The sequence below is a fragment of the Tateyamaria sp. LSS28 genome (assembly GCF_059611725.1).
The window spans coordinates 89,542-113,744 of the sequence record NZ_JCAPFI010000005.1 but is presented as its reverse complement, the minus strand read 5'-3'; the positions used below and the strand labels follow the sequence as shown (position 1 = coordinate 113,744).

General features: G+C 57.4%; 26 protein-coding genes. 18 read left to right on the top strand and 8 right to left on the bottom strand.

What is annotated here, in order from left to right; genetic code table 11:
- Nucleotides 1–11 precede the first annotated feature (11 nt).
- The 6 genes from AC53L6_RS16210 to coxB form a co-directional block, all read right to left on the bottom strand.
- On the bottom strand, nt 12–671 hold the full coding sequence (locus tag AC53L6_RS16210; protein ID WP_496908606.1) for an SURF1 family protein: 660 nt from the start codon (nt 669–671) through the stop codon (nt 12–14).
- Nucleotides 672–768: 97 nt separating this feature from the next.
- Nucleotides 769–1,626, bottom strand: a complete 858-nt coding sequence (locus AC53L6_RS16205) for a cytochrome c oxidase subunit 3 (RefSeq protein WP_496908605.1) — start codon at nt 1,624–1,626, stop codon at nt 769–771.
- A gap of 10 nt (nt 1,627–1,636) precedes the next feature.
- On the bottom strand, nt 1,637–2,215 hold the full coding sequence (locus tag AC53L6_RS16200) for a cytochrome c oxidase assembly protein (RefSeq protein ID WP_299703443.1): 579 nt from the start codon (nt 2,213–2,215) through the stop codon (nt 1,637–1,639).
- Nucleotides 2,215–2,376 (bottom strand): cytochrome c oxidase system small membrane protein, encoded by a 162-nt coding sequence (locus tag AC53L6_RS16195; protein ID WP_299209015.1) that lies wholly within the window; start codon nt 2,374–2,376, stop codon nt 2,215–2,217. The genes AC53L6_RS16200 and AC53L6_RS16195 overlap by 1 nt, the downstream gene beginning before the upstream one ends.
- Nucleotides 2,373–3,311, bottom strand: coding sequence for a heme o synthase (gene cyoE / locus AC53L6_RS16190; protein WP_496908604.1), 939 nt, complete (start codon nt 3,309–3,311; stop codon nt 2,373–2,375). The genes AC53L6_RS16195 and cyoE overlap by 4 nt, the downstream gene beginning before the upstream one ends.
- 53 nt (nt 3,312–3,364) lie before the next feature.
- Nucleotides 3,365–4,246, bottom strand: coding sequence for a cytochrome c oxidase subunit II (coxB, locus tag AC53L6_RS16185; protein WP_299603651.1), 882 nt, complete (start codon nt 4,244–4,246; stop codon nt 3,365–3,367).
- 188 nt (nt 4,247–4,434) lie between these two features.
- Between coxB and tldD the strand changes: the two genes are divergently transcribed.
- The 3 genes from tldD to topA all read left to right on the top strand — a co-directional run bounded on the left by tldD (nt 4,435) and on the right by topA (nt 9,912).
- Nucleotides 4,435–5,856: a metalloprotease TldD gene (gene tldD / locus AC53L6_RS16180; protein WP_496908603.1), complete on the top strand. Its 1,422-nt coding sequence runs from the start codon at nt 4,435–4,437 to the stop codon at nt 5,854–5,856.
- A 235-nt stretch (nt 5,857–6,091) separates the two neighbouring features.
- On the top strand, nt 6,092–7,243 hold the full coding sequence (gene dprA / locus AC53L6_RS16175) for a DNA-processing protein DprA (RefSeq protein WP_496908602.1): 1,152 nt from the start codon (nt 6,092–6,094) through the stop codon (nt 7,241–7,243).
- A 98-nt stretch (nt 7,244–7,341) separates the two neighbouring features.
- The gene (gene topA, locus AC53L6_RS16170; RefSeq protein ID WP_496908601.1) at nt 7,342–9,912 is read left to right on the top strand and encodes a type I DNA topoisomerase; all 2,571 of its coding nucleotides are present in this window, start codon (nt 7,342–7,344) and stop codon (nt 9,910–9,912) included.
- 2 nt (nt 9,913–9,914) lie between these two features.
- Here the strand turns inward: topA and AC53L6_RS16165 are convergent, their stop codons facing one another.
- On the bottom strand, nt 9,915–10,361 hold the full coding sequence (locus AC53L6_RS16165; RefSeq protein ID WP_299208996.1) for a MarR family winged helix-turn-helix transcriptional regulator: 447 nt from the start codon (nt 10,359–10,361) through the stop codon (nt 9,915–9,917).
- A 100-nt stretch (nt 10,362–10,461) separates the two neighbouring features.
- Here AC53L6_RS16165 and AC53L6_RS16160 point away from each other — a divergent pair, with 100 nt between their 5' ends.
- The 5 genes from AC53L6_RS16160 to AC53L6_RS16140 all read left to right on the top strand — a co-directional run bounded on the left by AC53L6_RS16160 (nt 10,462) and on the right by AC53L6_RS16140 (nt 13,524).
- The gene (locus tag AC53L6_RS16160; protein WP_299748126.1) at nt 10,462–10,620 is read left to right on the top strand and encodes a hypothetical protein; all 159 of its coding nucleotides are present in this window, start codon (nt 10,462–10,464) and stop codon (nt 10,618–10,620) included.
- Between the two features lie 242 nt (nt 10,621–10,862).
- On the top strand, nt 10,863–11,558 hold the full coding sequence (locus AC53L6_RS16155) for a CoA transferase subunit A (RefSeq protein WP_299703460.1): 696 nt from the start codon (nt 10,863–10,865) through the stop codon (nt 11,556–11,558).
- Nucleotides 11,559–11,569: 11 nt separating this feature from the next.
- Entirely contained in the window at nt 11,570–12,598 is a 1,029-nt protein-coding gene (locus AC53L6_RS16150; protein WP_299208988.1) for a PAS domain-containing protein, read from the top strand.
- A 16-nt stretch (nt 12,599–12,614) separates the two neighbouring features.
- Complete coding sequence (locus AC53L6_RS16145) at nt 12,615–13,241, top strand: 3-oxoacid CoA-transferase subunit B (RefSeq protein ID WP_496908600.1); 627 nt, start codon at nt 12,615–12,617, stop codon at nt 13,239–13,241.
- Complete coding sequence (locus tag AC53L6_RS16140; protein WP_299208983.1) at nt 13,234–13,524, top strand: GNAT family N-acetyltransferase; 291 nt, start codon at nt 13,234–13,236, stop codon at nt 13,522–13,524. Before AC53L6_RS16145 ends, AC53L6_RS16140 begins: the two co-directional genes overlap by 8 nt.
- Nucleotides 13,525–13,579: 55 nt before the next feature.
- On the opposite strand, the gene AC53L6_RS16135 is transcribed toward AC53L6_RS16140, so the two are convergent.
- Nucleotides 13,580–14,389 (bottom strand): lytic transglycosylase domain-containing protein, encoded by an 810-nt coding sequence (locus AC53L6_RS16135; RefSeq protein WP_496908599.1) that lies wholly within the window; start codon nt 14,387–14,389, stop codon nt 13,580–13,582.
- Nucleotides 14,390–14,756: 367 nt separating this feature from the next.
- Here AC53L6_RS16135 and AC53L6_RS16130 point away from each other — a divergent pair, with 367 nt between their 5' ends.
- The 10 genes from AC53L6_RS16130 (at nt 14,757) to AC53L6_RS16085 (ending at nt 24,163) form a co-directional block, all read left to right on the top strand.
- Complete coding sequence (locus tag AC53L6_RS16130; protein WP_299208980.1) at nt 14,757–14,960, top strand: Flp family type IVb pilin; 204 nt, start codon at nt 14,757–14,759, stop codon at nt 14,958–14,960.
- 95 nt (nt 14,961–15,055) lie between these two features.
- Nucleotides 15,056–15,244, top strand: a complete 189-nt coding sequence (locus AC53L6_RS16125) for a hypothetical protein (RefSeq protein ID WP_366523111.1) — start codon at nt 15,056–15,058, stop codon at nt 15,242–15,244.
- Nucleotides 15,245–15,442: 198 nt separating this feature from the next.
- Nucleotides 15,443–16,300 carry a Flp pilus assembly protein CpaB gene (gene cpaB, locus AC53L6_RS16120; protein WP_299772084.1) on the top strand — a complete coding sequence of 286 codons (858 nt, stop codon included), beginning with the start codon at nt 15,443–15,445 and terminating at the stop codon, nt 16,298–16,300.
- Nucleotides 16,301–16,499: 199 nt separating this feature from the next.
- The gene (locus AC53L6_RS16115; RefSeq protein WP_299208974.1) at nt 16,500–17,927 is read left to right on the top strand and encodes a type II and III secretion system protein family protein; all 1,428 of its coding nucleotides are present in this window, start codon (nt 16,500–16,502) and stop codon (nt 17,925–17,927) included.
- A gap of 10 nt (nt 17,928–17,937) precedes the next feature.
- Nucleotides 17,938–18,603, top strand: a complete 666-nt coding sequence (locus AC53L6_RS16110) for an OmpA family protein (protein WP_299748119.1) — start codon at nt 17,938–17,940, stop codon at nt 18,601–18,603.
- Between the two features lie 237 nt (nt 18,604–18,840).
- Nucleotides 18,841–20,079: a CpaE/TadZ family protein gene (locus AC53L6_RS16105; RefSeq protein WP_299703470.1), complete on the top strand. Its 1,239-nt coding sequence runs from the start codon at nt 18,841–18,843 to the stop codon at nt 20,077–20,079.
- 23 nt (nt 20,080–20,102) lie between these two features.
- Nucleotides 20,103–21,533, top strand: coding sequence for a TadA family conjugal transfer-associated ATPase (locus AC53L6_RS16100; RefSeq protein ID WP_299208966.1), 1,431 nt, complete (start codon nt 20,103–20,105; stop codon nt 21,531–21,533).
- Nucleotides 21,534–21,545: 12 nt separating this feature from the next.
- The gene (locus tag AC53L6_RS16095; protein WP_299208963.1) at nt 21,546–22,511 is read left to right on the top strand and encodes a type II secretion system F family protein; all 966 of its coding nucleotides are present in this window, start codon (nt 21,546–21,548) and stop codon (nt 22,509–22,511) included.
- A gap of 10 nt (nt 22,512–22,521) precedes the next feature.
- Nucleotides 22,522–23,502 (top strand): type II secretion system F family protein, encoded by a 981-nt coding sequence (locus AC53L6_RS16090; protein WP_299603674.1) that lies wholly within the window; start codon nt 22,522–22,524, stop codon nt 23,500–23,502.
- Between the two features lie 91 nt (nt 23,503–23,593).
- A complete protein-coding gene (locus AC53L6_RS16085; RefSeq protein ID WP_472729309.1) occupies nt 23,594–24,163 on the top strand; it encodes a tetratricopeptide repeat protein in 570 nt (189 codons plus the stop codon).
- The last annotated feature ends 40 nt before the right edge of the window (nt 24,164–24,203 follow it).

The window sequence follows — 24,203 nt, the reverse complement described above, 5'->3', positions numbered from 1 at the left end:
GTTCGTCTTTCTCAGCGCGGGCTGCGATTGGTGCGCAGCACGAAGTAGGCGGTCATCAGCACCCAGATCGCCGCAAGCGAAAACCAGGTGATTGCGTATTGCAGGTGATCGTTCGGAATGCCAGCGGTGTCTACAGGCCAAGGCGTCACGCCAAGGTCTGTTTCCGGCGCGTCGCGCAGAACTAACATGATGGGCTGTGTATTCAGCACCTCGGCCATCGCCAGCACATCACGGGCAAACCAGATATTCGTGTCAATCTCAGGTGCGGGTGTAAACCCGTCAACCTCATTCGGGGCATCCAGATTCCCCAAAAGACTAAGTCGCTCTAGCGACACCCCTGGCACATCAATGCCATCTCGAACCCAACCTGTATCAACCAAAATGCGGCCGTAGCCTTCCACTTCAAACGGACGAATAATCCGATAAACAGCCCCTGTGTTTCTACGTGACGCCAGTGCACTCAAATACTCGTGGTCGAGACCAAAAGTCCCGACGATTTTGACAGGGGCGTAGCGCCGAAACTCGGGAGTCGTGGCTTCCGCCAGCGACACGGGCGCGGCGTTGATCTGTGCTTCAATACGCGCAAGCAGATCCTGCTTCCAAGCAAGCCGTTGCACCTGCCAGACCCCAAGGCTGATCAGGATACCCGCCCCCATCAACCCGAATGTCATCAGAAAGAGTAAGCGACGCATGCGTCCGTGTGCCCAGCCCTAAAGTGAAAAGCGCGCGGAGACCGCGCGCTTTGAACAGTGTTGCGTATGACGCGGTTTAGTGGTCGAGGCCCGGCATCGTGCCAACGCCCCAAATATAAACGGCGAAGAACAGGAAGAGCCAGACAACATCCACGAAGTGCCAGTACCAAGCTGCCGCCTCGAACCCGATGTGTTTCTCGGCCGAGAAGTGGCCCTTCATCGCGCGCAACAGGCACACGAACAGGAAGATCGTCCCGATGATCACGTGCGCGCCGTGGAAACCGGTCGCCATAAAGAAGTTCGAGAAGAACTTGTCGCCGCCGAACTCCCAGCCTTGGTACAGCAGGTAGGAATATTCGTAGGCCTGCAGCGCGGTGAACGCCACACCGAGTACAACAGAGATGGCCAGACCGTTGATCACGTCCTTGCGCGCGCCACCATGCACCAGCGCGTGGTGTGCCCATGTCACAGCGCAACCGGATAGCAACAAGATCAAGGTGTTAATCAGCGGCAGGTGGAACGCGTCCACGTGGTAAATCTCGGGTTGGATGTACTCGGTGCCGACATACTCGCTCATCGGGTACATGGCGTGCTTGAAGAAAGACCAGAACCACGCGGCAAAGAACATCACTTCCGACATGATGAACAGGATGAAGCCATAACGCAGGCCGATGCGGACCACGGGCGTGTGATCCCCGACCTTGCTTTCTGCAACCACATCAGTCCACCAGCCGAACATAGTGTAGAGGACCGCGACGAAGCCGATCAGGAACAGCCAGGGGCCGCTCAGTTCGATCGACTTGAAAAAGATGGTCATGCCGCCGGACATCCAGGCGACAGCACCAAACAGCATGGTGAAGCCGGCCAAGGCACCCAGCAGGGGCCAGGTCGATGGCGCAAGAATGTGGTAGTCGTGGTTTTTTGCGTGGGCCATTGTCCGTCCCTCAGTTCAGGTTTGTATCGTTCGTTTGCTCGAGTGCTGCAAAGCCTTCGGGCAGGTCGATTTGGTAAAAGGTATAGCTCAGCGTGATCGTATGCACGTATTTTGCGTCACGATCAGTTACGATCTCCGGATCGACATAAAAGGTGACCGGCATCATGACACGTTCACCCGGCTGCAGCACCTGCTCTTCAAAGCAGAAGCAATCGATCTTGGAGAAAAAGCCACCCGCTTCGTATGGCGCCACGTTGTAGCTGGCCGAGCCTGCGATGGGTTTGTCCGTCGGGTTGTAGGCTTCGTAGAAGGCAAGGCCCGTCTCGCCGATGCGCAACTCCATCTCACGCACTTCCGGAGTGAATTGCCATGGCATGTTGCGTTCAAGTGATGCGTCGAAGCGCACCTTGATGGTCTGGTCCAGAATCTCTTCGCTTGCAACCTCGGACACGCCCGGCGTGCCGCCAAAACCTGTCACTCGGCAGAACCAGTCGTAGAATGGGACCGAAGCCCAGGCCAGGCCCCCCATGAACACGACCAGACCCAATGTCTGAAAAACCGTCTTTTGTGGCCCAGAGAGGTGGCGCATTACTGTGTCTCCTCGATCCGGGGCAGCTCGAACGCGCCGCCAGTGATTTTCACAAAGGTCAATGCCAGTACCAAAACGACAAATGCGGCCAGCATCAGACCAACACCCACATTACGTCCCTTGCGACGTTGGTGGATCTCGTGCTCCGCCTTGATGCTCATGCCCAGATTCCCCAGGCTGTTGGCAGCATCGCTTCGACCAAGATCGCGCCAAAGTGCAGGAACAGATACAGCAGCGACAGTTTGAAGAACGATTTTTCTACAGCATAGCCATCGGCTTCGGCCTGTGCCTCGTTCCGGCGCCAGATGTCGAATGCTCCCTTTAGGAACAGTGCATTCAGAACCACAGCCACGGTCAGATAGACTGGACCACCAATGGCCGCAAATGCAGTGCCAACCGCAAGCGCGACCAACAGTACTGTATAGACAAAAATATGCAGACGGGTTGCCTTGCGCCCATGCGTGACGGTCAGCATCGGTACGCCAGCGTCATCGTAGTCAGACTTCATAAACAGCGCCAGCGCCCAGAAATGCGGCGGCGTCCACATGAAAATCAGGGCAAACATCAGCCACGCCTCAACGGACAGGGAGCCCGTGGCAATGACCCATCCGATGACCGGAGGGAATGCACCAGCAGCGCCGCCGATCACGATGTTCTGCGGTGTCGACCGCTTCAACCACATCGAATAGATCACGGCGTAAAAGAAGATGGTGAATGCCAGAAGACCTGCGGCCAGCAGATTGGCGCTCAGCGCAAGCATCATGACCGACATGCCCGACAGGGCCACGCCCAGAACCTTGGCCTCGTTTGGTGTGACTTTGCCTGCAGGAATGGGGCGCTTGACGGTCCGCTTCATCACGGCGTCGATATCCGCATCCCACCACATGTTCAGCGCACCCGACGCCCCTGCCCCGATGGCAACAAACAGGATCGATGCAAACGCGATGACGGGATGTACGGACACCGGAGCTGCCAACAATCCAACGAGCGCGGTAAACACCACAAGTGACATAACGCGCGGCTTGAGCAGCGCAAAATAGTCACCAAGGCTTGCTTCGGCCTCGTGGGTCTGATGCTGGTAGCTGACGTCCGTCATATGCGTCTCTGCCTGAAAAACCGTAAGGCGGAGGTGTCCTCCGCCCTACCCGATTAGTTTGATGCGACTTGGAAATCTTGCGGTGTGCCGGCGAATTCTGCCTTCGCACCGGACAGCCACTCAGCGTATGCTTCCTCGCTCACCACTTTGACGGTGATCGGCATGTAAGCGTGCGCAATACCGCACAGCTCAGAACACTGACCGAAGTAGATGCCTTCTTTCTCTGCGGTGAACCACAGTTCAGCCAAACGGCCAGGCACGGCGTCCTGCTTCACGCCAAAGGCGGGAATGGTCCAAGCGTGGATCACGTCAGCGCCGGTCACCTGCACAACGATGGTCTTGCCAACAGGCACGACGACTGAGTTGTCGGTCGCCAGTAGGAAGTCTTCGCGGCTGTATCCAGCATCGACAAGTGCTTGCTCGGTCTCGGGCGTCAGGGAATTGTCACCACCGGTTGCGGGTGCGCCGATCATGTAGCTGTCAAACGCAAACCCTTCGTCTACGTACTCGTACCCCCAGAACCACTGGTAGCCGGTCGCTTTGATGGTCACGTCCGCTTCGGGGATCTCTTGCTGGTGGAACAGCGTGGGCAGCGAAAACGCACCGATGAACACCAGGATAACGATCGGGATGACTGTCCAAGCAATCTCGACCGGGGTGTTGTGGGTGAAGCCGGCAGGCTCCGGGTTGCGCTTGCGGTTGTACCGCACAATCACCCAAGCCATCAGACCGGTCACGAACAGAGTGATCAAGGTGATGATGACAAGGATCATACCGTCCAGCCACTGCAAGCGGCGGGCGATTTCCGTGGCTGCAGGCTGGAAGCCCATCGCACCATCCACGGGGCGGCCAATCACCTCGAGGCCGTCCTGGGCCCAGGCCGGGGCGGCGGCAAGGGCGCTCAGCACACCCGAAATCGAGAAAAGCTTTTTCATCTGGTCGTCCTGATCTTGAGTGATCAACATTTTGGTTCGGAGAAAGGCCGCAGCACTAACTGCGTTCGCCTCCCGTTGTATTGTCGCGACTTACAATCATATCTTGGCTGCAAGATAAAGACATAAGGGGCGCGTCAAACGGACGCTTGCCGTGGCGAAATGCCCCACAGCACACCGGAGTATACCAAATGACCGACGCCCCTTTTGCACCGCTGGATCGGGATATTGACCGCACGGTGGCCTTGCAGGTGTTGCGCGACGCCACAGCTGGCGCGGACGACGGCGAATTGTTCCTTGAACGCCGCCGATCAGAGGCACTGGTGTACGATGACGGTCGCCTGAAGACAGCCAGCTATGATGCAGCGCAGGGGTTTGGACTGCGCGCCGTAAGAGGAGAAGTGGCCGGTTACGCACACTCCACCGAAATTTCCGAATCTGCGCTGCGCCGCGCGTCAGAGACTGCGCGCCTCGCTGTTGGGGACGGCGGCGGCACGCTGGCAGACGCGCCACGATCAACCAACTCGCAACTCTATACTTCGGACGATCCGATCGCCGGAGCCAGCTTTCCGGTCAAGCTGGAGACGCTGAAGGAAATCGACGCCTATGTCCGCGATCTTGATTCGCGCGTCGTTCAAGTGTCAGCCTCCCTCGCCGCATCGATTCAGGAGGTCGAGATTTTGCGTCCCGAGGGTCATTCGGTGCGTGATATCCGCCCGATGACCCGGCTGAACATCTCCGTCATCGTCGAACAGAACGGGCGCCGCGAAAGCGGCAGCGCTGGTGGCGGTGGGCGTGTGGGCCTGGATGGCCTGATCGACCGGAATGATTGGCAAGCCAAGGCACGTGAGGCACTTCGGGTCGCAGTGGTGAACCTGGATGCGGTCCCCGCCCCTGCTGGTGTTATGGACGTCGTCCTTGGTCCCGGCTGGCCCGGCATTCTTCTGCACGAAGCGATTGGCCACGGGCTCGAAGGAGACTTCAATCGCAAAGGCAGCTCGGCCTTTGCCGGCTTGATGGGCGAACGGATTGCTGCGCCCGGTGTAACGGTGCTGGACGATGGCACCATTCCAGACCGACGCGGGTCGATCACCGTGGATGATGAAGGCACGCCTTCAGGCAAAAATACCCTGATCGAGGATGGCATCCTAGTTGGCTATATGCAGGATCGCCAAAACGCCCGGCTGATGGGCGTTAAGGCAACGGGCAACGGGCGGCGGCAAAGTTACGCACACGCACCGATGCCGCGTATGACCAATACGTACATGTTGGCCGGCGACAGCACGCCAGAAGATATCGTGGCTGATCTCAAGGACGGGATCTATGCCGTGGGCTTTGGGGGCGGACAGGTCGACATCACCAATGGCAAGTTCGTGTTCTCCTGCACCGAAGCCTATCGCGTCGAAAACGGCAAGGTCGGCGCTCCTGTCAAAGGGGCAACCCTGATTGGCGACGGGGCCACGGCGCTGAAACAGATCCGCGGAATCGGAAATGACATGGCGCTCGATCCTGGTATGGGCAATTGCGGCAAGGCGGGTCAGTGGGTGCCGGTTGGCGTTGGGCAACCGACTCTGATGATTGGAGGACTGACCGTTGGGGGATCTGCGGCCTGAGCGGGCACTGATTCCAATTGTTTAAAATGCATGAAGATTTTGCGCCTTCCCGCGGCTTCGGATGCGGGAAGGGAAGCACCATGTACTTGGGGCATCAGAAGAGAAACCGTTTTGGGATATAAATTTCACAACGAATTCAAAGCATAAGCGCGCGTATTGATATGAAGCGACCAGTCTTCATGCGTTGTTAACCTTGCCGATTCTACAACGTTCTCAGCAACGGACGGAGCCTCGGATGACTGAAAAGGATACCCATCCTTCTTCCACTCACCCCCCACTCCCACCCACCTCGGAAGATGACCAGTTTGCCCGTCTCCGTCTGTTGCGCTCACGCCGGGTCGGCATTTCAACGTATAAACGCCTGCTGATTGAACACGGCACCGCGCAAAACGCGCTGGCCGCGCTGCCCCAGGTAGCGCGCGCCGCCGGCGTTGAGAATTACCAAGTTTGTCCCGAAGGTGTCGTGCACGGCGAACTGAAGGCCGCTCGCGCCATCGGCGCACGGCTCGTAGCGTTCGGCAGCTCTGACTATCCTGCTCCCTTGAAGGAGCTGAGCGATGCGCCGCCATTCCTCTGGGTGCTGGGCGAAACATCGCTGCTGAAAAAGCCGATGATTGCGCTTGTGGGCGCACGGAACGCGTCCTCGCTCGGCACCCGCATGGCACGATCATTGGCTCGTGATTTGGGCGCCGAGGGGTATGTCGTGGTTTCTGGGCTTGCGCGCGGTATCGACGCCTCTGCGCATCTCGCCGCACTGACAACTGGCACTATTGCCGTGCAGGCAGGTGGCGTTGATACGATCTACCCAGCCGAAAACACTACTCTGGCAGAAGATATTGCCGCCAAGGGCGCACGCATCAGCGAGCAGCCCATTGGCCTTCAGCCGATGGCGCGGCATTTTCCCGCCAGAAACCGCATCATCTCGGGCCTGGCCCAAGCCACTATTGTCGTTGAAGCAGCGGCCAAGTCCGGCAGCCTGATTACAGCGCGGGATGCGCTTGATCTGGGCCGTGACGTTCTCGCGGTGCCGGGTCATCCCATGGATGCGCGCGCATCAGGGTGCAATATGCTGATCCGTGATGGGGCGACATTGGTGCGTAACGCGTCCGATGTGCTTGAGGCGTTGGTGCCGATCGCACCCGCTGCTGCACCAGAACTGCCGATGCAAGCACCGACAAGGGCTCCCAAGGACCGCCGCACACTTCAAGAAACGGCGGCGCTGCACCAGCAGATTCTATCGCGCCTCGGCCCCTCCCCCTTGGCCGAAGATCAGTTGATCCGGGACCTTGGTGCACCTTCAGCGGCTGTCGCACCGGTGCTTGTGGAACTCGAGCTTGATGGCGTCATTGATCGCGCCCCGGGTGGCCTTCTGACCCGCGCCAGTTGACCGCACCCCGTTGGACCATGTTGACATTCGGGACTTGCACCCCACATGTTGCGCCGCCATAGAGCAGCAAATTATCCCGTTTGAGGTCACCCCAGTACATGCCTGTCGTCGTTGTTGAATCCCCTGCCAAAGCCAAGACGATCAATAAGTATCTGGGCGACGACTATACCGTTCTGGCCAGCTACGGACACGTGCGCGACCTGCCACCCAAGGACGGATCCGTCGACCCAGACAATGAATTCGAAATGCTGTGGGAAGTGGCCTCCGACAGTAAAAAACACATGAAAGCCATCGCGGACGCGCTGAAGGACGACAACGCCCTGATCCTCGCAACCGACCCCGACCGCGAAGGCGAAGCAATTAGTTGGCACCTGCAAGAGGCGCTGACCAAGCGCAAGTCGATCAAGAAGGACACGGACGTCAAACGCGTCACGTTCAACGCCATCACAAAGACCGCCGTGACCGAAGCGATGCAGAATGCGCGTCAGGTCGATATGCCACTGGTAGAAGCGTATCTGGCGCGCCGCGCGCTCGACTATCTGGTCGGCTTCAACCTGTCGCCGGTTCTGTGGCGCAAGCTGCCCGGTGCCAAATCCGCTGGGCGCGTTCAATCTGTTTGCCTGCGCCTCATCACCGAACGCGAGATGGAGATCGAAGCATTTCGTGCCCGAGAATACTGGTCCATCAAAGCCGTTCTTGCGTCCCCGCGGGGACAGGAATACGAGGCGCGCCTCGTCAATCTGGCAGGCAAGAAGCTCGAGAAATACGATCTGGAGAACCAGACGCAGGCGGAAATGGCCCAGCAGGCTATCACCAGCCGCGACCTGAAAATCCAGTCGGTCGAGGCAAAACCCGCCTCCCGCAACCCGTCAGCCCCGTTCATGACGTCGACCCTGCAACAGGAAGCCAGCCGCAAATTCGGTATGGGCGCACGACAGTGTATGTCGTCGGCCCAGCGGCTCTATGAGGCGGGCTACATTACCTATATGCGGACAGACGGCATCGATATGGCGCCCGAAGCCGTGCAAAACGCTCGGGACGCGATCAAAGATCGCTATGGCGCTGAATACGTGCCCGCCCAACCGCGCATGTACAAAAACAAGGCCAAAAATGCCCAGGAAGCCCACGAGTGTATCCGGCCCACTGATATGGCGCGCGACGCGGCCAGCCTTAAAATCACCGACGATGATCAGCGCAAACTCTATGACCTGATCTGGAAACGGACCCTCGCCTGCCAGATGGAAGGCGCACGGTTGGAACGCACCACGGTCGAGATCGGCAGTGATGATGGTCAGGTCGTGCTACGATCCACCGGTCAGGTTGTTCTGTTCGATGGCTTCCTGCGCGTCTACGAAGAGGGCCGCGATGATGATGTTGTGGATGATGACGACAAGCGCCTGCCACAGCTGAGCGAAGGCGAAAGCGCCGACAAGCGCACGGTCACGCCCGAGCAGCATTTCACCCAGCCCCCGCCCCGCTATACCGAGGCGACGCTGGTTAAGCGCATGGAAGAGTTGGGGATCGGCCGCCCATCGACCTATGCCAGCATCGTGACCACGATCCAGGACCGCGAATACGTCCGCAAGGATCGCAACCGCCTGATCCCAGAAGACAAGGGGCGGTTGGTGATCGCCTTCCTCGAAAACTACTTCCGCAAATATGTCGGCTACAACTTTACTGCCGGGCTTGAGGAAGAGCTGGACGACGTCAGCGCAGGGGACCGGAATTACAAGGATGTCTTGGGTCGCTTTTGGCAGGATTTTTCAGCTGCAATTGCCGAGACATCCGAACTGCGCATCACGGATGTGCTGGAAAAGATCAACGAGGTACTGGAACCGCATCTGTTCCCACCATTGGAAGATGGAGGCGATCCACGCCTGTGTCCGAATTGCGGACTTGGCCGTCTTTCGATGCGCACTGCACGTTCGGGTGGCGCATTTATCGGCTGTTCGAACTATCCCGAATGCCGTTACACCCGCCCGTTTGGCCCGCCGGATCCAGAAGCCGAAGCCAGTGCCATCCCGCCCGAGGGCAAGCTGCTGGGTGAAGATCACGGTGACGAAATCCGCATATTCAAAGGTCGCTTCGGACCTTACGTGCAACGCGGAGCGATCACTGAAGAAAATAAAAAACCACCACGCCAGTCGATCCCCAAGGATTGGACGCCCGAGGAACTGGAGCTGGACCGTGCGGTCATGCTGCTGTCCCTGCCCCGCGAACTGGGGCCACACCCCGAAGACGGGATTATGGTCTGGGCCAATATCGGGCGCTATGGTCCGTATCTGAAACATGCGGAAAGCACGTCTGATCGCGGCGGCACCAATGCAAATCTCGAAAGCATTGATGAAGTGTGGACCGTCGGCATGAACCGTGCAGTCCAATTGCTGGCCGAAAAGGTGGCTAGTCGGGGCGGGCGTGGTGCCGCTGCAAAACCGTTGCACGAATTGGGCGAACACCCGGATGAAGGCGGACCGGTCAACGTGATGAAGGGCAAGTACGGCCCTTACGTCAAATGGGGCAAGGTCAACGCCACGATACCCAAAGGGACCGAGCCAGAAAACGTGACCATGGATATGGCCGTTCAATTGATCGCAGAAAAGGCACCCAAGAAGAAGACCACGCGCAAAAAGGCTGCTCCGAAAAAGAAAACGGCCAAGAAAAGCGCCTGATCTCAGTCCTTGATTTCCAGCGCCTCGACACGGTCAGCGACCTTGCCGAGGAGCCTGATCAACTCGTCCTGCTCTGTGACTGTCAGGGCAGATAAAAAGATTCCCATGTCTGTCAGGTCCTGATCATGGATGGCATCCGCAATCACCTGACCCTCGGGCGTCAGGGTTAACTGATATGCGCGTCTGTCTCCGGTGCATTGCCTGCGTTCAATCCAACCGCGATTGATCAGGCGCCCAATCACGCTGCTGGCCGTGGTCGCTGCGATACCGAGTGATCCGGCCACAACAGATGCACGCACACCCGGATCAGCGCGCACCATGCCCAGCGTGTGAAAGTCCAATGGATTGAACTTGATGATGTGCTGATGCTCGGGCCCGGTCCGCTCACTGATCAGCATGACGCGCATCACCGTTTTCACGTGGCGCAGAAGTTCGTGTTCCTTGGTCATCCCTAAAAATTGCGCAGACCTCTTGAACCTGCAAGGGGGCTTCCTAAATACTACGATAATCGCATCAACAACTGCGAGAATCGTAGCAAAGGAAACGACCATGAAACGCTCGATCATTGCAACTGGTGTCGCACTTGCCCTGGTGTTTGGGGCAGTCACGTCTTCCGCAGCGATGACCTACACCTTCCCACCGGATGTTCCCGTCCGTGGTGATGTAGATGGTGCTATCCAGACAAACTGGGTGTTTGAAAACTCGTAATTGGCGACAAGAACACAGCGCGCCCGGTTCACCCCGGACGCGCTTGATCAGCCCTAGGACAAGTCCGCAATTACAAGTTCCATCGGCGCGATTGTGAATTATTCCACATCACCATTCCGGAGAGTTGCCAGCATGGTGTAATATATCGCGCACGCTCCCCTCTTCGTTGACTTTGACAGTGCATACATTCACATACTGAACCCAGTGCGACTGCCCTCCCACGGGCTCTCTTGGGGAATAACATGAAGAAGATTTACGGCTCAGCTTCTGAAGCGTTGGATGGGCTTTTATTTGACGGCATGTTCATTGCGGCGGGGGGATTTGGTCTGTGCGGCATTCCCGAGCTTCTGTTGGACGCAATCAAGGATGCGGGCACCAAGGACCTGACCTTTGCGTCAAACAATGCCGGTGTGGATGATTTCGGCATTGGCATCCTTTTGCAGACACGCCAGGTCAAAAAAATGATCTCGTCCTATGTGGGCGAAAACGCTGAGTTCATGCGCCAATACCTGTCCGGCGAGCTTGAGCTTGAGTTCAACCCCCAAGGCACACTGGCCGAGCGCATGCGCGCTGGCGGTTGCGGCATTCCCGGGTTTTATACCAAAACTGGTGTCGGAACCGTCATCGCCGAAGGTAAGGAACACAAGGACTTCGGCGGCGAAACATACATTATGGAAGAAGGCATTTTTGCCGACCTTTCCATCGTCAAAGCCTGGAAGGCCGATGAAACGGGCAACCTCGTGTTCCGCAAGACGGCCCGTAACTTCAACCCGCCCGCTGCAATGTGTGGCAAGGTCTGTATCGCAGAGGTGGAAGAGATTGTTCCGACCGGCAGCCTTGACCCTGACGTAATCCACCTACCTGGTATCTATGTCCACCGCCTGTTTCAGGGCGAACATGAAAAGCGCATCGAACAACGGACAACGCGCGCCGCGTGAGGAACCAGGCCATGCCTGACACCATCGAAGAACTACTGCAGGACGACAAATCCTTTGATGGGTTTTCGCGTGCACAGGTTGCCATGGTGGTGACCAATCCGCACCTCGAAGACAATCCAATTGTCTACGTGAACCAGGCATTCACCCGTTGCACTGGATATGCGCGATCTGCATCAATTGGGCGCAACTGTCGTTTCCTTCAGGGTGAGGGAACACTCAAATCTGATGTGGACAAGTTGCGCGCGGGCGTCGAATCCGAAGAAAGCGTCACCGTTGACATTCTCAACTACCGCGCAAATGGCGATCCTTTCACCAACCGTCTTATCGTTGCACCCGTTCATGATTCACGCGGCGAAACCCAGTACTTCGTGGGTATCCAGAAAGAGCTGCGTCAAAATGAGATGGCGAGCAGCGCCGAGGAAGTAAATGCGCAACTGATCGAAATTCAGAACCGCGTTGCCTCTGACCTTTCAATGATCATCGGCATGATCCGCCAGCAATCCGGATCCACGTCTGTACCAGAGGATTTTGCAGCGCTCAGCCGCCGGATTGAAACGCTCCAGCTGCTCTACGAAGAAATGAAGCTTAGCGATCAGCAATCCAACCGCGACCGCATACAGATGGGCAGCTACCTGTCCCGCCTGTCAGCCGCCATCGCGCATATCGAAGGGCGCTCCGGCATCCGGGTATCGCTGCAGATTGAATCGCTGGAAGTGCCGATCGAAACAGCGACGCGTGTCGGTTTGGTCCTGTCCGAACTGCTCACAAACGCATTTCAACACGCCTTTGATCGCATCGACATGGGTTTGGTCGAGGTGCGGATGAGCAGGCTGAGCGCCGGTGGCCTGCGTCTGATCGTGGCCGACGACGGTGTGGGCATTCCGGCAGATATGGAATGGCCCGACAGCAAGACTGTCGGAGGCCGTATTGTGTCTGGTCTAATCGAAGGGCTAGAAGGTACATTGCACCTGGGTCGTGGCGCCGCAGGAAGCTTTGTTACCATTGACGTGCCCGCTGGCGCGGCACTCACCGACGAATAGTGAATAAGGACAATCGATGCCCTGGGATCGCAACCAAATGGCGGCGCGCGCCGCGCAGGAACTTGAAGATGGCTGGTATGTGAACCTCGGGATTGGGATTCCCACCCTGGTGTCGAACTATATCCCCGACGGGATCGAGGTTACTTTGCAGTCCGAAAATGGCATGCTTGGCATGGGCCCCTTCCCCATTGAGGGAGAAGAGGACGCCGATCTGATCAACGCAGGCAAGCAAACAATTACCGAACTACCTCAGACCGCGTATTTCGACAGCGCGCAAAGCTTTGGCATGATCCGGGGCGGCAAGATCGCCATGGCGATCCTTGGCGCAATGGAAGTCGACGAAAACGGCGACCTGGCCAACTGGATGATCCCCGGCAAACTGGTCAAGGGTATGGGCGGCGCCATGGACCTTGTTGCTGGCGTCGGTCGTGTTGTGGTGGTCATGGATCACACTAATAAACATGGCGACAGCAAAGTGCTCAAGGAATGCACGCTCCCGCTTACAGGGAAAGGCGTTGTTGATCGCATCATCACGAACCTTGGTGTACTGGATGTGGTTGATGGTGGCCTAAAGATCGTCGAGGTTGCCGAAGGCGTCACCGAGGACGAATTGCGCGCCGCCACCCAAGCGACCCTTGTCTGAGTTTGACATTCTCCGGGAAGAAGATGGGTCAAAAGGCCGATATGTCCTGACCCGTGATGGCGCAGAGGCGGAAATGACCTATTCGATCCTGTCGCCTCAGACGAGGATTGCGGATCATACAGGTGTACCAGATGTCATGCGTGGCACCGGCGCCGGGCAAGCGCTGGTGAAAAGGCTCGTCGAAGATGCACGGGCGGAAGGATGGAGGATTGTCCCTCTCTGTCCGTTCGTGAATGCCCAGCGGGCAATGCACCCCGATTGGGCCGACGCGTTTAATGTCTGACAGTACAGATTTGCACTAGATAATACGGGCAGGCTTTTTGCCCGGTTCCAGCATGTCAGTTCAATGCCGCAAACACACACCCGTCTGTAACGAGTTCCGGGGGCGTCACGCACAGGCCCTTCGCGACCTGAAATGTCGCCAGCACCTTGGGCACGTAATCCCGCGTCTCTGCAAAGGGTGGAACACCCTGATGGGTCCGTACAGACCCCTCGCCCGCATTGTACCCTGCAAGCACAAGCACAGGATCACGTTCAAACGTATCCATCAGCCAATCCAGGTATTTGACACCACCTGCAATGTTCTCGGCGGGGACAAAACTGTCCTGCACCCCGAAACGCGCGGCCGTATCGGGCATCAACTGCATCAAGCCCTGCGCCCCTGCCCCGCTCAGCGCATCCGCCTTGCCCGCAGATTCCACCATCATTACGGCCAGCACCAAAGCAGGCGAGACATCCGTGCCGATGGTTGCCTTGAGAATGTCGATGCCCTGCGCCTGGGCCAAGGCTTGCATTTGTTGCAGGCGCGGCACAGGAACCGGCTGTTCCGCCCGGGCCAGCGCTCTCAGCGCCTCATCCAAACGGCCAGGGCCCGCCTTGTCCATCTCGGGCGAGATGTCCTGCCAGAACCAATCAAAGCGCGTAGTTGGCGTCTTGGGGGCGGTGGCAACATCGGATGCTTCAGGCACACTTGCTTCGGTCGCTGGCGCTTCGGGGTCGATCTGCACCGTGATCCGTTTCTTAGTTCCCGGCTGTGGCGGTTTCACGCGCTTGGCAGAGAAATCTTTGAAGGGCGGCGGATCATCAGCAAATGCATTGCCACACATCAGTGCAAGCGCTGCCAGAAGCATTACAGACAAACGAACCATGAAACTGCTCTCACTTTTGCGCCCGCTCTTTGGCCAGCTTTCTAAAATTATCGCAAAAATCCGGGTTTCAGGCCAGTCTGCACCGCGAAAAAATGGCAAAGCTGCCACATTTGCCATGCCGATTAACGAAAATTACACCAATTGCAGGTCGCCCTCAAAAATTATCCCTTAAAAAACAACAGCTTAAAAAAACACTTCGAAAAAGTCTAACCGAGACGTGAAATCCTCAATTTGCCGTCAAATTCGTGCCCCAATCCCCCGACTATATAGCGGCATACCAAGTCGGACACGGGCCAATGAGAGAGAGCGGCTCACAAAGGACGGCGAGGTTAATGTAAATCTACTGATCCTTTGGAGGGACACTATCATGATCAAATTTATCAAAAACTTCCGCAAAGACGAAAACGGTGCCGTGACTGTTGACTGGGTTGTTCTGACCGCAGCCGTTGTTGGCCTGGCGATCGCAGCCTACACTTCGATCCAGTCCGGTGCAGAAGACCTGACAGCCGCCACCGAGACGTTCTTGGGTGAGCAAACTGTTGGTTCGATCGGCGCACCTGCTGGCGAATAATAGTTCCGGCGTAATCGTCTGAACAAAGGGGCCGTGACCGCAACCGGACGCGGCCCCTATTTTAATTGAAGTCATTCGAGCATGTGTAGAGGTTGATGATGATCCAGTTCCTGAAAAACTTCGGACGCAGTGAACGCGGTGCAGTGACAGTCGATTGGGTTGTTCTGTGCGCGGCAGTCGTCGGCTTGGCAATTCTCATCGTCACCACCATGCAATCTGGCGCATTAACGCTGGCAGGCAATGTCGGAACATTCTTTGATGCTCACTTCTTCGCTGGGGAATAGTCCAGCACAAGAAGCCGTTTATGGTCAAAGGCCCGGCCGCTATATGCGCGCCGGGCCTTTGCTTTTTTAAACAAATACCGACCTGAATGCCTCGTGCCTTCCTCACCCCTTCCCAGAAATCGCCACATTCTTCCGTTAATAAAGTCGCAAGAGGTTCCGCCCGTTCCGGAGTAGGAGCCCAAGCAATGAGGTAATGAAATGCGACTGGTATTCGGATTGGTCTTGCTCGCGGGCATCGCGCTGGCGGGCGGGGCTGTTTACATGGCCAAAAACTATATCGGGAAGTATCAGGTGGCCTTGGCCGCCGAACGCGCCCAACGCGAGAAAATCGTACCGACGATTCCGGTCTATGTCGCGGACCGTCAACTAAAGTACGGTGAAGCGCTAACTGCTGAAGATGTGCGTGCCGTGGATTGGCCCGAAACGTCCGTGCCCGAAGGCGCGTTTACCGAAGACAACCCTCTCTTTCCCGACGGCGTGACCGAAAATCGCGTTGTTCTCCGAACAATGGAGAAGCACGAGGCGGTCCTTGCCGTCAAAGTGACGGAACCTGGTGAAGAAGCCGGCCTGACATCTCGTCTTGAGCGCGGCATGCGCGCATTTGCCATTCGAGTCGACGTTGCAACCGGTGTTTCCGGATTCCTGCGCCCTGGTGACCGAGTGGATGTATATTGGACCGGTCGAGTCGACAGAACCCTGGATCAAAGCCGCGGCGAAGTCACCAAGCTGATCCAGCCCGCCATCAAATTGATTGCCATTGACCAGAACGCTGCCGGAGACGTCGATGGCACGGTCATTGCGCAGACCGTGACGGTCGCCGTCGCCCCGGCACAAGTAGCTAAGCTGGCTCAGGCACAATCCACTGGACGCCTTTCACTGTCCCTCGTCGGAGCCGAGGACGACACCGTCGCAGGTGCCATCGAAGTGGATCAACGCGCCCTTCTTGGCATCGAAAGCAAAGCCGTGAAGGTCGAAGTAGAAGAAGAAAAGACCTGTTCGATCCGGACGCGCCGCGGCGCGGACGTCGTACAAATTCCGATCCCCTGCACCAACTGATTGCCCCCATTTCAATCACTTACACCGGCGTCACCTCTTGTGGCGCCGGTTTTTAACTTTACCTTCTGTTGCCAGTTATCCACATAAAAGAATCACCTGAACCCATTGATTCTTGCAAAAAAATCTAAACTGCCGCATGGTATCAAGCATCACGGGCATCAAGACCCGGCATTGAGGCGTGATCAAAAAGGCAGGTCACATGAAAATTGACGGATTCTTCAAGGCGGCCCTCCTGGGGCTGTGTTTTGCTGCAGGCCCCATTGTAGAAGTGGCGCAGGCAGAAAACTTGCGGGTGGTACGCAAGTCCACAGATTCGACCCTGAGCGTGCCGATGAACCGCGCGGTCGTGGTCGAAAGCGAAACAGCATTCGCCGAACTGAGTATCGCCAACCCGGCGATCGCAGATATCTCATCGCTCAGCGACAAGACAATCTATGTCTTGGGCAAGGCACCGGGCTTGACCACGCTCACTCTGCTGGATGCAAACGGTCGACTGATCACGAACGTAAACGTGCGTGTGTCGGCAGACATCTCTGAATTCAAAGAACGGCTACGCCAAATCTTGCCCGGCGAGAAGATTGAAGTGCGGACCGCCAATGACGGTATCGTATTGTCCGGCATAGTATCGTCCAGCGCGCGCCTGCAGCGGGCCCTGGATCTGGCGGAACGCTACGCCGAAGGACGCGTCAGCAACCTGATGAGCGTCGGTGGCATCCAGCAAGTGCTGTTGAAGGTGCGCTTTGCTGAAATGAACCGCAGCGTCTCGAAGTCACTTAGCTCATCACTGTCACTGAACGGTTCGCTGTTCTCTGGCGACATTGATGTGAACGGCGGCAGTGGAACAACTGTAGGTTCAGGCGCGCTTCAAAGATCGCTGGACAACCTCGTACCAGCCACCAACGAAAACAATGGCGCAATCGTCTTTGGCTTCAATGCCGGAAGCACACGCGTCGGCCTTTTGCTGGAAGCCCTTGAAACCAAAGGGGTTGTGCGCACTTTGGCTGAGCCAAACCTCGTTGCCCTATCAGGTCAAGAGGCACGTTTTCTGGCCGGTGGTGAATATCCGGTTCCGATTGCACAGGAAGACGGCGTTATCACCGTTGAATTCAAACCCTTCGGTATCCAGCTGAGCTTTATCCCCCGGGTTGTCGACAAGGATCTGATCAACCTGGAACTTGAAGCAGCCGTGTCCGACATCGACCCGAACAACGGCCTGTCCTTCGATGGCTTCACCATTGATGCATTCAGCCGCCGCGAAACCGCGACAACGGTCGAATTGCGTGATGGTGAAAGCTTTGCGATTGCTGGTCTACTCGAAGACAACTTTATCGACGAGAACCAGCAACTGCCATGGCTCGGTGATGTGCCGGTATTAGGCGCCCTCTTCCGGTCAGCGTCCTATCAGCGCGACCAGTCAGAACTGGTGATTATCATCACCGCACACCTCGTTTCTCCGGTTCGTGGCGATGCACTGGCGCTGCCAACGGATCGGATCAAACCTCCAAGCGAGCGGGACTTATTCCTCTTCGGTCGGACCGCCGCCGGCACACGAGCGCCCGAACAGGGCGGTGCAGGCGAGGTTGCCAAGCAGGACTTCTCCGGCTCATATGGATACGTGTTGGACTAAGGACAGGATCATGAAACCGATCTTCACCGTCGCATTGGCAAGCAGTTTGGCCCTTGGTGCCTGCACAGCATCCAATGATCCCGTCTATACACAGTTCTACCGCGAAGCGGGTGCAGTGGTAGATACGGGCCAGTTTGGAAACTCCACGGCAAACAATACGCTGATCCTGACGGGCGAACGCCAGTACACGTTCGATCTGGCGCGTCGTTTCGCATCAGAGGTCGGCACAACTGTCAATTTTGCGTTCAACTCTTCGCAACTTGATGCCGGTGCACGTGATGTTCTTAGAGAACAGGCAATCTGGATCCGCCAATTCCCTGAGATCCGGTTCCGCGTTTATGGGCATACGGATGCAGTTGGATCCGCTGCCTATAACAAACGTCTGGGTCTTGCCCGCGCAAACGCGGTTGTACAATACCTCAGCACCCAAGGGATCAGCCGGTCACGCCTTGAGGCCGTGGCTTCGTTTGGCGAAACCCAGCCTTTGATCGTGACCCAAGGCCGCGAACGGCGCAACCGTCGCACCGTGACAGAGGTGAGTGGGTTCGTACAATCGCATCCCACCGTCCTGGATGGTAAATATGCTCAAATCATCTATCGCGACTATGTTGAATCGGCTGTAGCGCCCACTGGGCTGACCGGCACAGCTGGCGCCGATCTCAGAACCGAACAGTAGAAAAACTCCTGTCCATCTACGTAGGGGGCCCGCAGACAATCCTGTCTGCGGGCCCCTTATCGTTCTGAGATACCCAACAATTGGAGCTTTTTGGCCCAAATCTCGCCTGAATTCGTTGCGACAACTGCCCCTGAGGACACGTATGCCCGGCAAAAGCACCGGGTGAGGGCCGCAGCATCCACATGCCGAAACGGCAAAACCGGATGCCACGCCCATTGAGCAAAGGACGAGTGGGCAATGAGCAGCGCAATGCCGCAACCAGAAACTGCACCAATCACGGCCTGTACCATCAGCCGTGATGTTCAGAATTTCGACTTGTTGATCGAGGACATGGAGCAAGCATTGGGCGAAGCCTGGGGCGATCTTGGTTTTGCCGAAGCCTTGGCCTTTTTTAATCAACCCGATGCCGAAGCCATGGAATTTGTGGCACTGGCACTGAATGAGGAAGACGAAGACAATCTCGTTCTTCTGGGCGAGATCATCACCCAAGCCAAAGCCCATGGCATAAAGGTGATCCTGATCGCCGAAGACGTCACGCCTGCATCCTTGCATCAGCTGCTGCGCCAAGGGGCTGACGAGTTTGTCCCCTACCCGCTTCCCGAAGGCGAATTACAGCAAGCGATAGATCGCCTGAAATCCAGTGGGCAACCTCAGCCTGCCAATGATGAGAAGACTGCAAACCTCAAATCCGGTGCGGATAAACAAGGTGCCATCTTTGTGTGTCATGGTGTGGCCGGAGGGACAGGCGCCACGACGCTGGCTGTAAACCTCGCTTGGGAATTGGCGTTGCTGTGTGACGGCGATACACCCTCAGTCTGCTTGTTGGACCTTGACTTTCAGTTTGGCTCGGCCTCGACCTATCTCGATCTGCCGCGGCGCGAAGCCGTATTTGAAATGCTGTCGGACACCGAAAGCATGGACGACGAAATCTTTGGCCAATCGCTTTTGACATTCGAAGAAAAATTGCAGGTGCTGACGGCACCGGCTGACATGATCCCACTGGATCTTGTCGCACCCGAAGACGTGAGCCGGGTGATTGAAATGGCACGTGCGCATTTCGACTATGTCGTAGTTGATATGCCTTCGACGCTCGTCCAGTGGACAGAAACCGTACTGACCGCATCGCACCTCTATTTCACCACGCTTGAGATGGATATGCGATCGGCCCAGAACACGCTGCGTTTCAAACGCGCCCTGCAAGCCGAAGACCTGCCCATCGAAAAGCTGCGCTACGTGCTGAACCGTGCACCGAAGTTCACCGATCTGGGCGGCAAAGCCAGGGTCAAACGCTTGTCTGAAAGTCTGGACATTTCGGTCGAGGTGCAATTGCCGGATGGTGGCAAGCCGATCAGCCAAGGCGCTGATCATGGCGTACCATTGGCAAGCTCGGCCACCAAGAACCCGCTGCGCCGCGAAATCGCCAAGCTGGCCGCATCCATCCACGAACTCAGCGAGGACCACGCCAAAGCGGCGTGATCCGTTAATCGGAGGATCCCTCGATGTTTTCCAAGTACAAAAAGGCCGAACCCAAGCCAGTCGCAGCGCCGGCGGAAAAGGTCGCGGAATTGCCCAAGGCCGACGAGAAGCCCAAGATTGCGCGCAAGGCGAACCCATCGCAGCCCGCGACCGTCACTCCAATGGACAAGGAACGCAAGCGTAAGGAACGCATGGGCGAGATCAAACTCGAACTGCACCGCGCGCTTCTGGACAACCTGAACCTCGCGGCCCTCGAACATGCGACCGAACAGGACCTGCGCCAGGAAATCAGCGCCATTTCGTCCGAGGTTCTGACGGAAAAGAACATCATCCTGAACCGTGAGGATCGCCAGACCCTCAACCAGGAACTGTTTGACGAAGTGACGGGGCTCGGGCCCCTTGAAACGCTTTTGAAAGACGAAAGCGTCAACGATATTCTGGTCAACGGCCCGCAGCAGATCTTTGTTGAACGGTCGGGCAAGCTGGAACTGACCGATGTCACGTTCAAGGACGAACGCCACCTGCTGCGCATCATCGACAAGATCGTGAGCGCTGTGGGTCGTCGTGTCGACGAATCCAACCCCTATGTGGACGCCCGTTTGCAGGACGGCTCGCGTTTCAATGCCATGGTGCCCCCCATCGCGGTGGACGGCAGCCTCGTCTCCATCCGGAAGTTCAAAAAAGACAAGCTGGGTATCGATGACCTGGTCAATTTCGGTGCTTTCACCGAAGAGATGGCCGCCTATCTGCAGGCTGCGGTCGCCACACGGCTGAATGTGATTGTGTCGGGCGGTACCGGGTCCGGGAAAACGACCACTCTGAATGCGCTGTCGTCCTTCATCGACAATGCCGAACGTATCCTGACAATCGAGGATACGGCGGAACTCCAGCTGCAACAGACCCATGTGGGCCGGATGGAAAGCCGCCCGCCCAACGTCGAAGGCAAGGGCGAGGTGTCCCCACGCGATTGTCTGAAAAACGCGCTGCGTATGCGCCCCGACCGCATCATCGTGGGCGAAACGCGAGGCGAGGAAGTCATCGACATGCTCCAGGCCATGAACACTGGCCACGACGGGTCCATGACCACGATCCACGCCAACTCCGCCCGCGATGGGGTCAGCCGCCTGGAAAACATGATCGCCATGGCTGGGATCGAAATGCCGCTCAAGGCGGTGCGCTCGCAAATCTCCTCGGCTGTGAACCTGATCGTGCAGGCCTCGCGTCTGCAGGACGGCTCGCGCCGCATGACGTCGATCACCGAGATCACCGGCATGGAGGGCGACGTGATTTCCATGCAGGAAGTGTTCCGCTTCCAGCGCGTGGGCCTCACGCCCGACAACAAGATCATAGGTCACTTCACGGCCACAGGCGTGCGCTCGCACTATTCCGAACGCTTCCGCATGTGGGGCTATGACCTGCCCGCATCCATCTACGAACCCGTCGCCGCCCAATAAGGATCCGAAGCCATGAGTGCAGAACCAATTATCTACGGCCTGATCTTTATCGGCGTTCTGGTACTGGTCGAAGGCCTGTACCTTGTCGCCTTTGGTAAGTCGATCAGCCTCAACAGCCGTGTGAACCGCCGCCTTGAAATGCTGAACAAGGCCGGGGGTCGCCGCGAGGAAGTGCTCGAACAACTCCGCAAGGAGATGCAGCAGCACATGGGCGCGCGGTCCATCCCGCTCTATTCGCTGCTGGCGGACAAAGCGCAAAAGGCCGCCATCGCATTCACACCTCAACAGCTGATCATGATCATGGGTGGCCTGTCAGTGGTGGCCTTTGTCGGGCTCAGCGTGGGAACGGAAACAGACACGCCCGTGCGCATCCTCATGTCCATCGGCATCGGCATCGGTGCGGTGTACTTCTGGGTATCGTCCAAGGCCAACAAACGGCTCAGTATGCTCGAAGAGCAACTGCCGGACGCTGTTGAACTCATGGTGCGTTCCTTGCGCGTCGGTCACCCGTTCAGCTCGGCCATCCAGATCGTATCGAAAGAGGTGCAAGACCCCCTGGCTTCGGAATTCGGACTTATCGCCGATGAGAGCGCCTTTGGCCGCGACGTGGGCGAAAGCCTCAAGGACATGGCCGAACGGCTCGACATGCAGGATTTGCGCTTCCTGTCAGTCGCGGTGACGATCCAACAGCAATCTGGTGGTAACCTCGCCGAAATCCTCGCTGGTCTGGCCAAGGTGATCCGCGCCCGCTTCCGCCTGTTCCGCCGGGTCAAGGCGATCACGGCCGAAGCCAAGTGGTCAGGTAAATTCCTGTCTGCGTTCCCTATCGTGGCGCTGATCGTGATCAACGTGACCGATCCGCACTATTACGACGACGTGCGCGACCATGCCTATTTCATTCCCGCCTGCTTTGCGGTGGGCATTTTCCTGGCCGCAAACCTGATGGTGATGCGCGTTCTGACCAACATCAAAGTGTAAGGAGCCTGCCATGGACGCCCTACTGCAACCCATAACGGATGCGCTTGGCCCGCTTGGCTTTATCGTGCTGGCTGGCGTGCTCGGTGTGATGATGGTCGCAATCGTGATCATCATGATGCTGCGGCAACCCGAGGACCCGCTGACCAAGCTCAAGAAGTCGAGCCAGATGGCAACCGCCAGTGGCCCGAACAAAGAACGCCTGCGCCAGGGCTCGCGCAACGAGCAGCTTGAACGGTTCTCGAAATTCCTTGAACCCGAGGATGTGGCCGAACTGTCCAAACGCCAATTGACCCTGCGTCAGGCGGGCTACCAGTCCCGTGACGCGGTGCGCATGTTCCACGCGGCCCAGTTCCTTCTGGGTGTCTTCGGCCTCGCGTTGGGTGTTGTTTACACCAACTTCATTGTTGGTACGGACAACATGACGACCCAAAAAATCATTATGTTCACCATTGGTCCCGGTGGCGCAGGCTATTACCTGCCCCAGTACTGGGTGACGCGCCGCGTCGAAAAGCGGAAGGAAGAGATCACGCAGGGCTTCCCTGACTCTTTGGACATGCTTCTGGTTTGCGTCGAAGCGGGGCAGTCTCTGGATCAGGCCATCACCCGCGTCGCCTCAGAATTGCGGGCGTCCTACCCCGCATTGGCCGATGAATTCATGATTGTCAGTCTTGAAATGAAGGCCGGTAAGGACAAGGTGACCGTGCTGAATGACATGGGCGAACGCTGCGGCGTGCAGGACGTAGCCAGCTTCGTGACCGTGCTGGTGCAATCCGCCAGCTTCGGTACGTCGATCGCCGAGGCGCTGCGGGTCTACGCGGGCGAGATGCGTGACAAGCGTGTCATGCGCGCAGAAGAGGCCGCCAATAAACTGCCAACCAAGATGACGCTTGCCACAATGATGCTGACAGTGCCGCCTTTGCTTATGATCCTCGTGGGGCCATCTGCGCACGGCATTACGCAATTTGGCAACATGAGTTCACTCGGCAACTAGGCCAACGGCCTGACCCGTGCTACAACGCTTGCACCGCGCGTCCTTTCCGGGCGGGCGGTGCAGTCAATAATGAGACGTGGCAAAGACCACCATGATCACAGGCATCCGGGTATTCCTTGCCCTTCCCCTCGCATTCGCCCTAACCGCTTGCGGAGAGCCGGGCATCGACGCTTCGCAGACCGGACCGTTTGCCCCGGGCGTCGACCGCCGCGCAAATGGGGTCGACGGTGTTGAAGTGGGCCACCGCCTCATTGCCGCGGGCGAATTTGAACTGGCCATCAAATCCTTTAATCGCGCCGCACTTGACCGGGGCGGGTTTGATGCTGAAATCCTGTCCGGCCTCGGCACTGCCAATCTCGGGCTTGGCAGATTGAACCAGGCTGAAAAGCTCTTGCGCCGCGCCACCACCGAATATGATCCTGTCCCCTCCGATCTGAACAACCTTGGGGTTGTGTTGATGGAACAGGGCAAAACGGCCGAAGCCGTACAGATCTTTCGCCGTGCATTCGCATTGGATGACGGAGAAAGCACACTTATTCGGGATAATTTGCGCTTGGCACTCGCAAAATCTGAAAATTCTGTTAGCGTAGCGCCCAATGAGAACCAGTATAAACTGGTCCGTCGAGGCAGCAGCGACTTTTTGATCCGCACTGCATCTTGATTTTTCCGCCTTCGGGTGGGTTTGAGGCTGCGCTGTCATG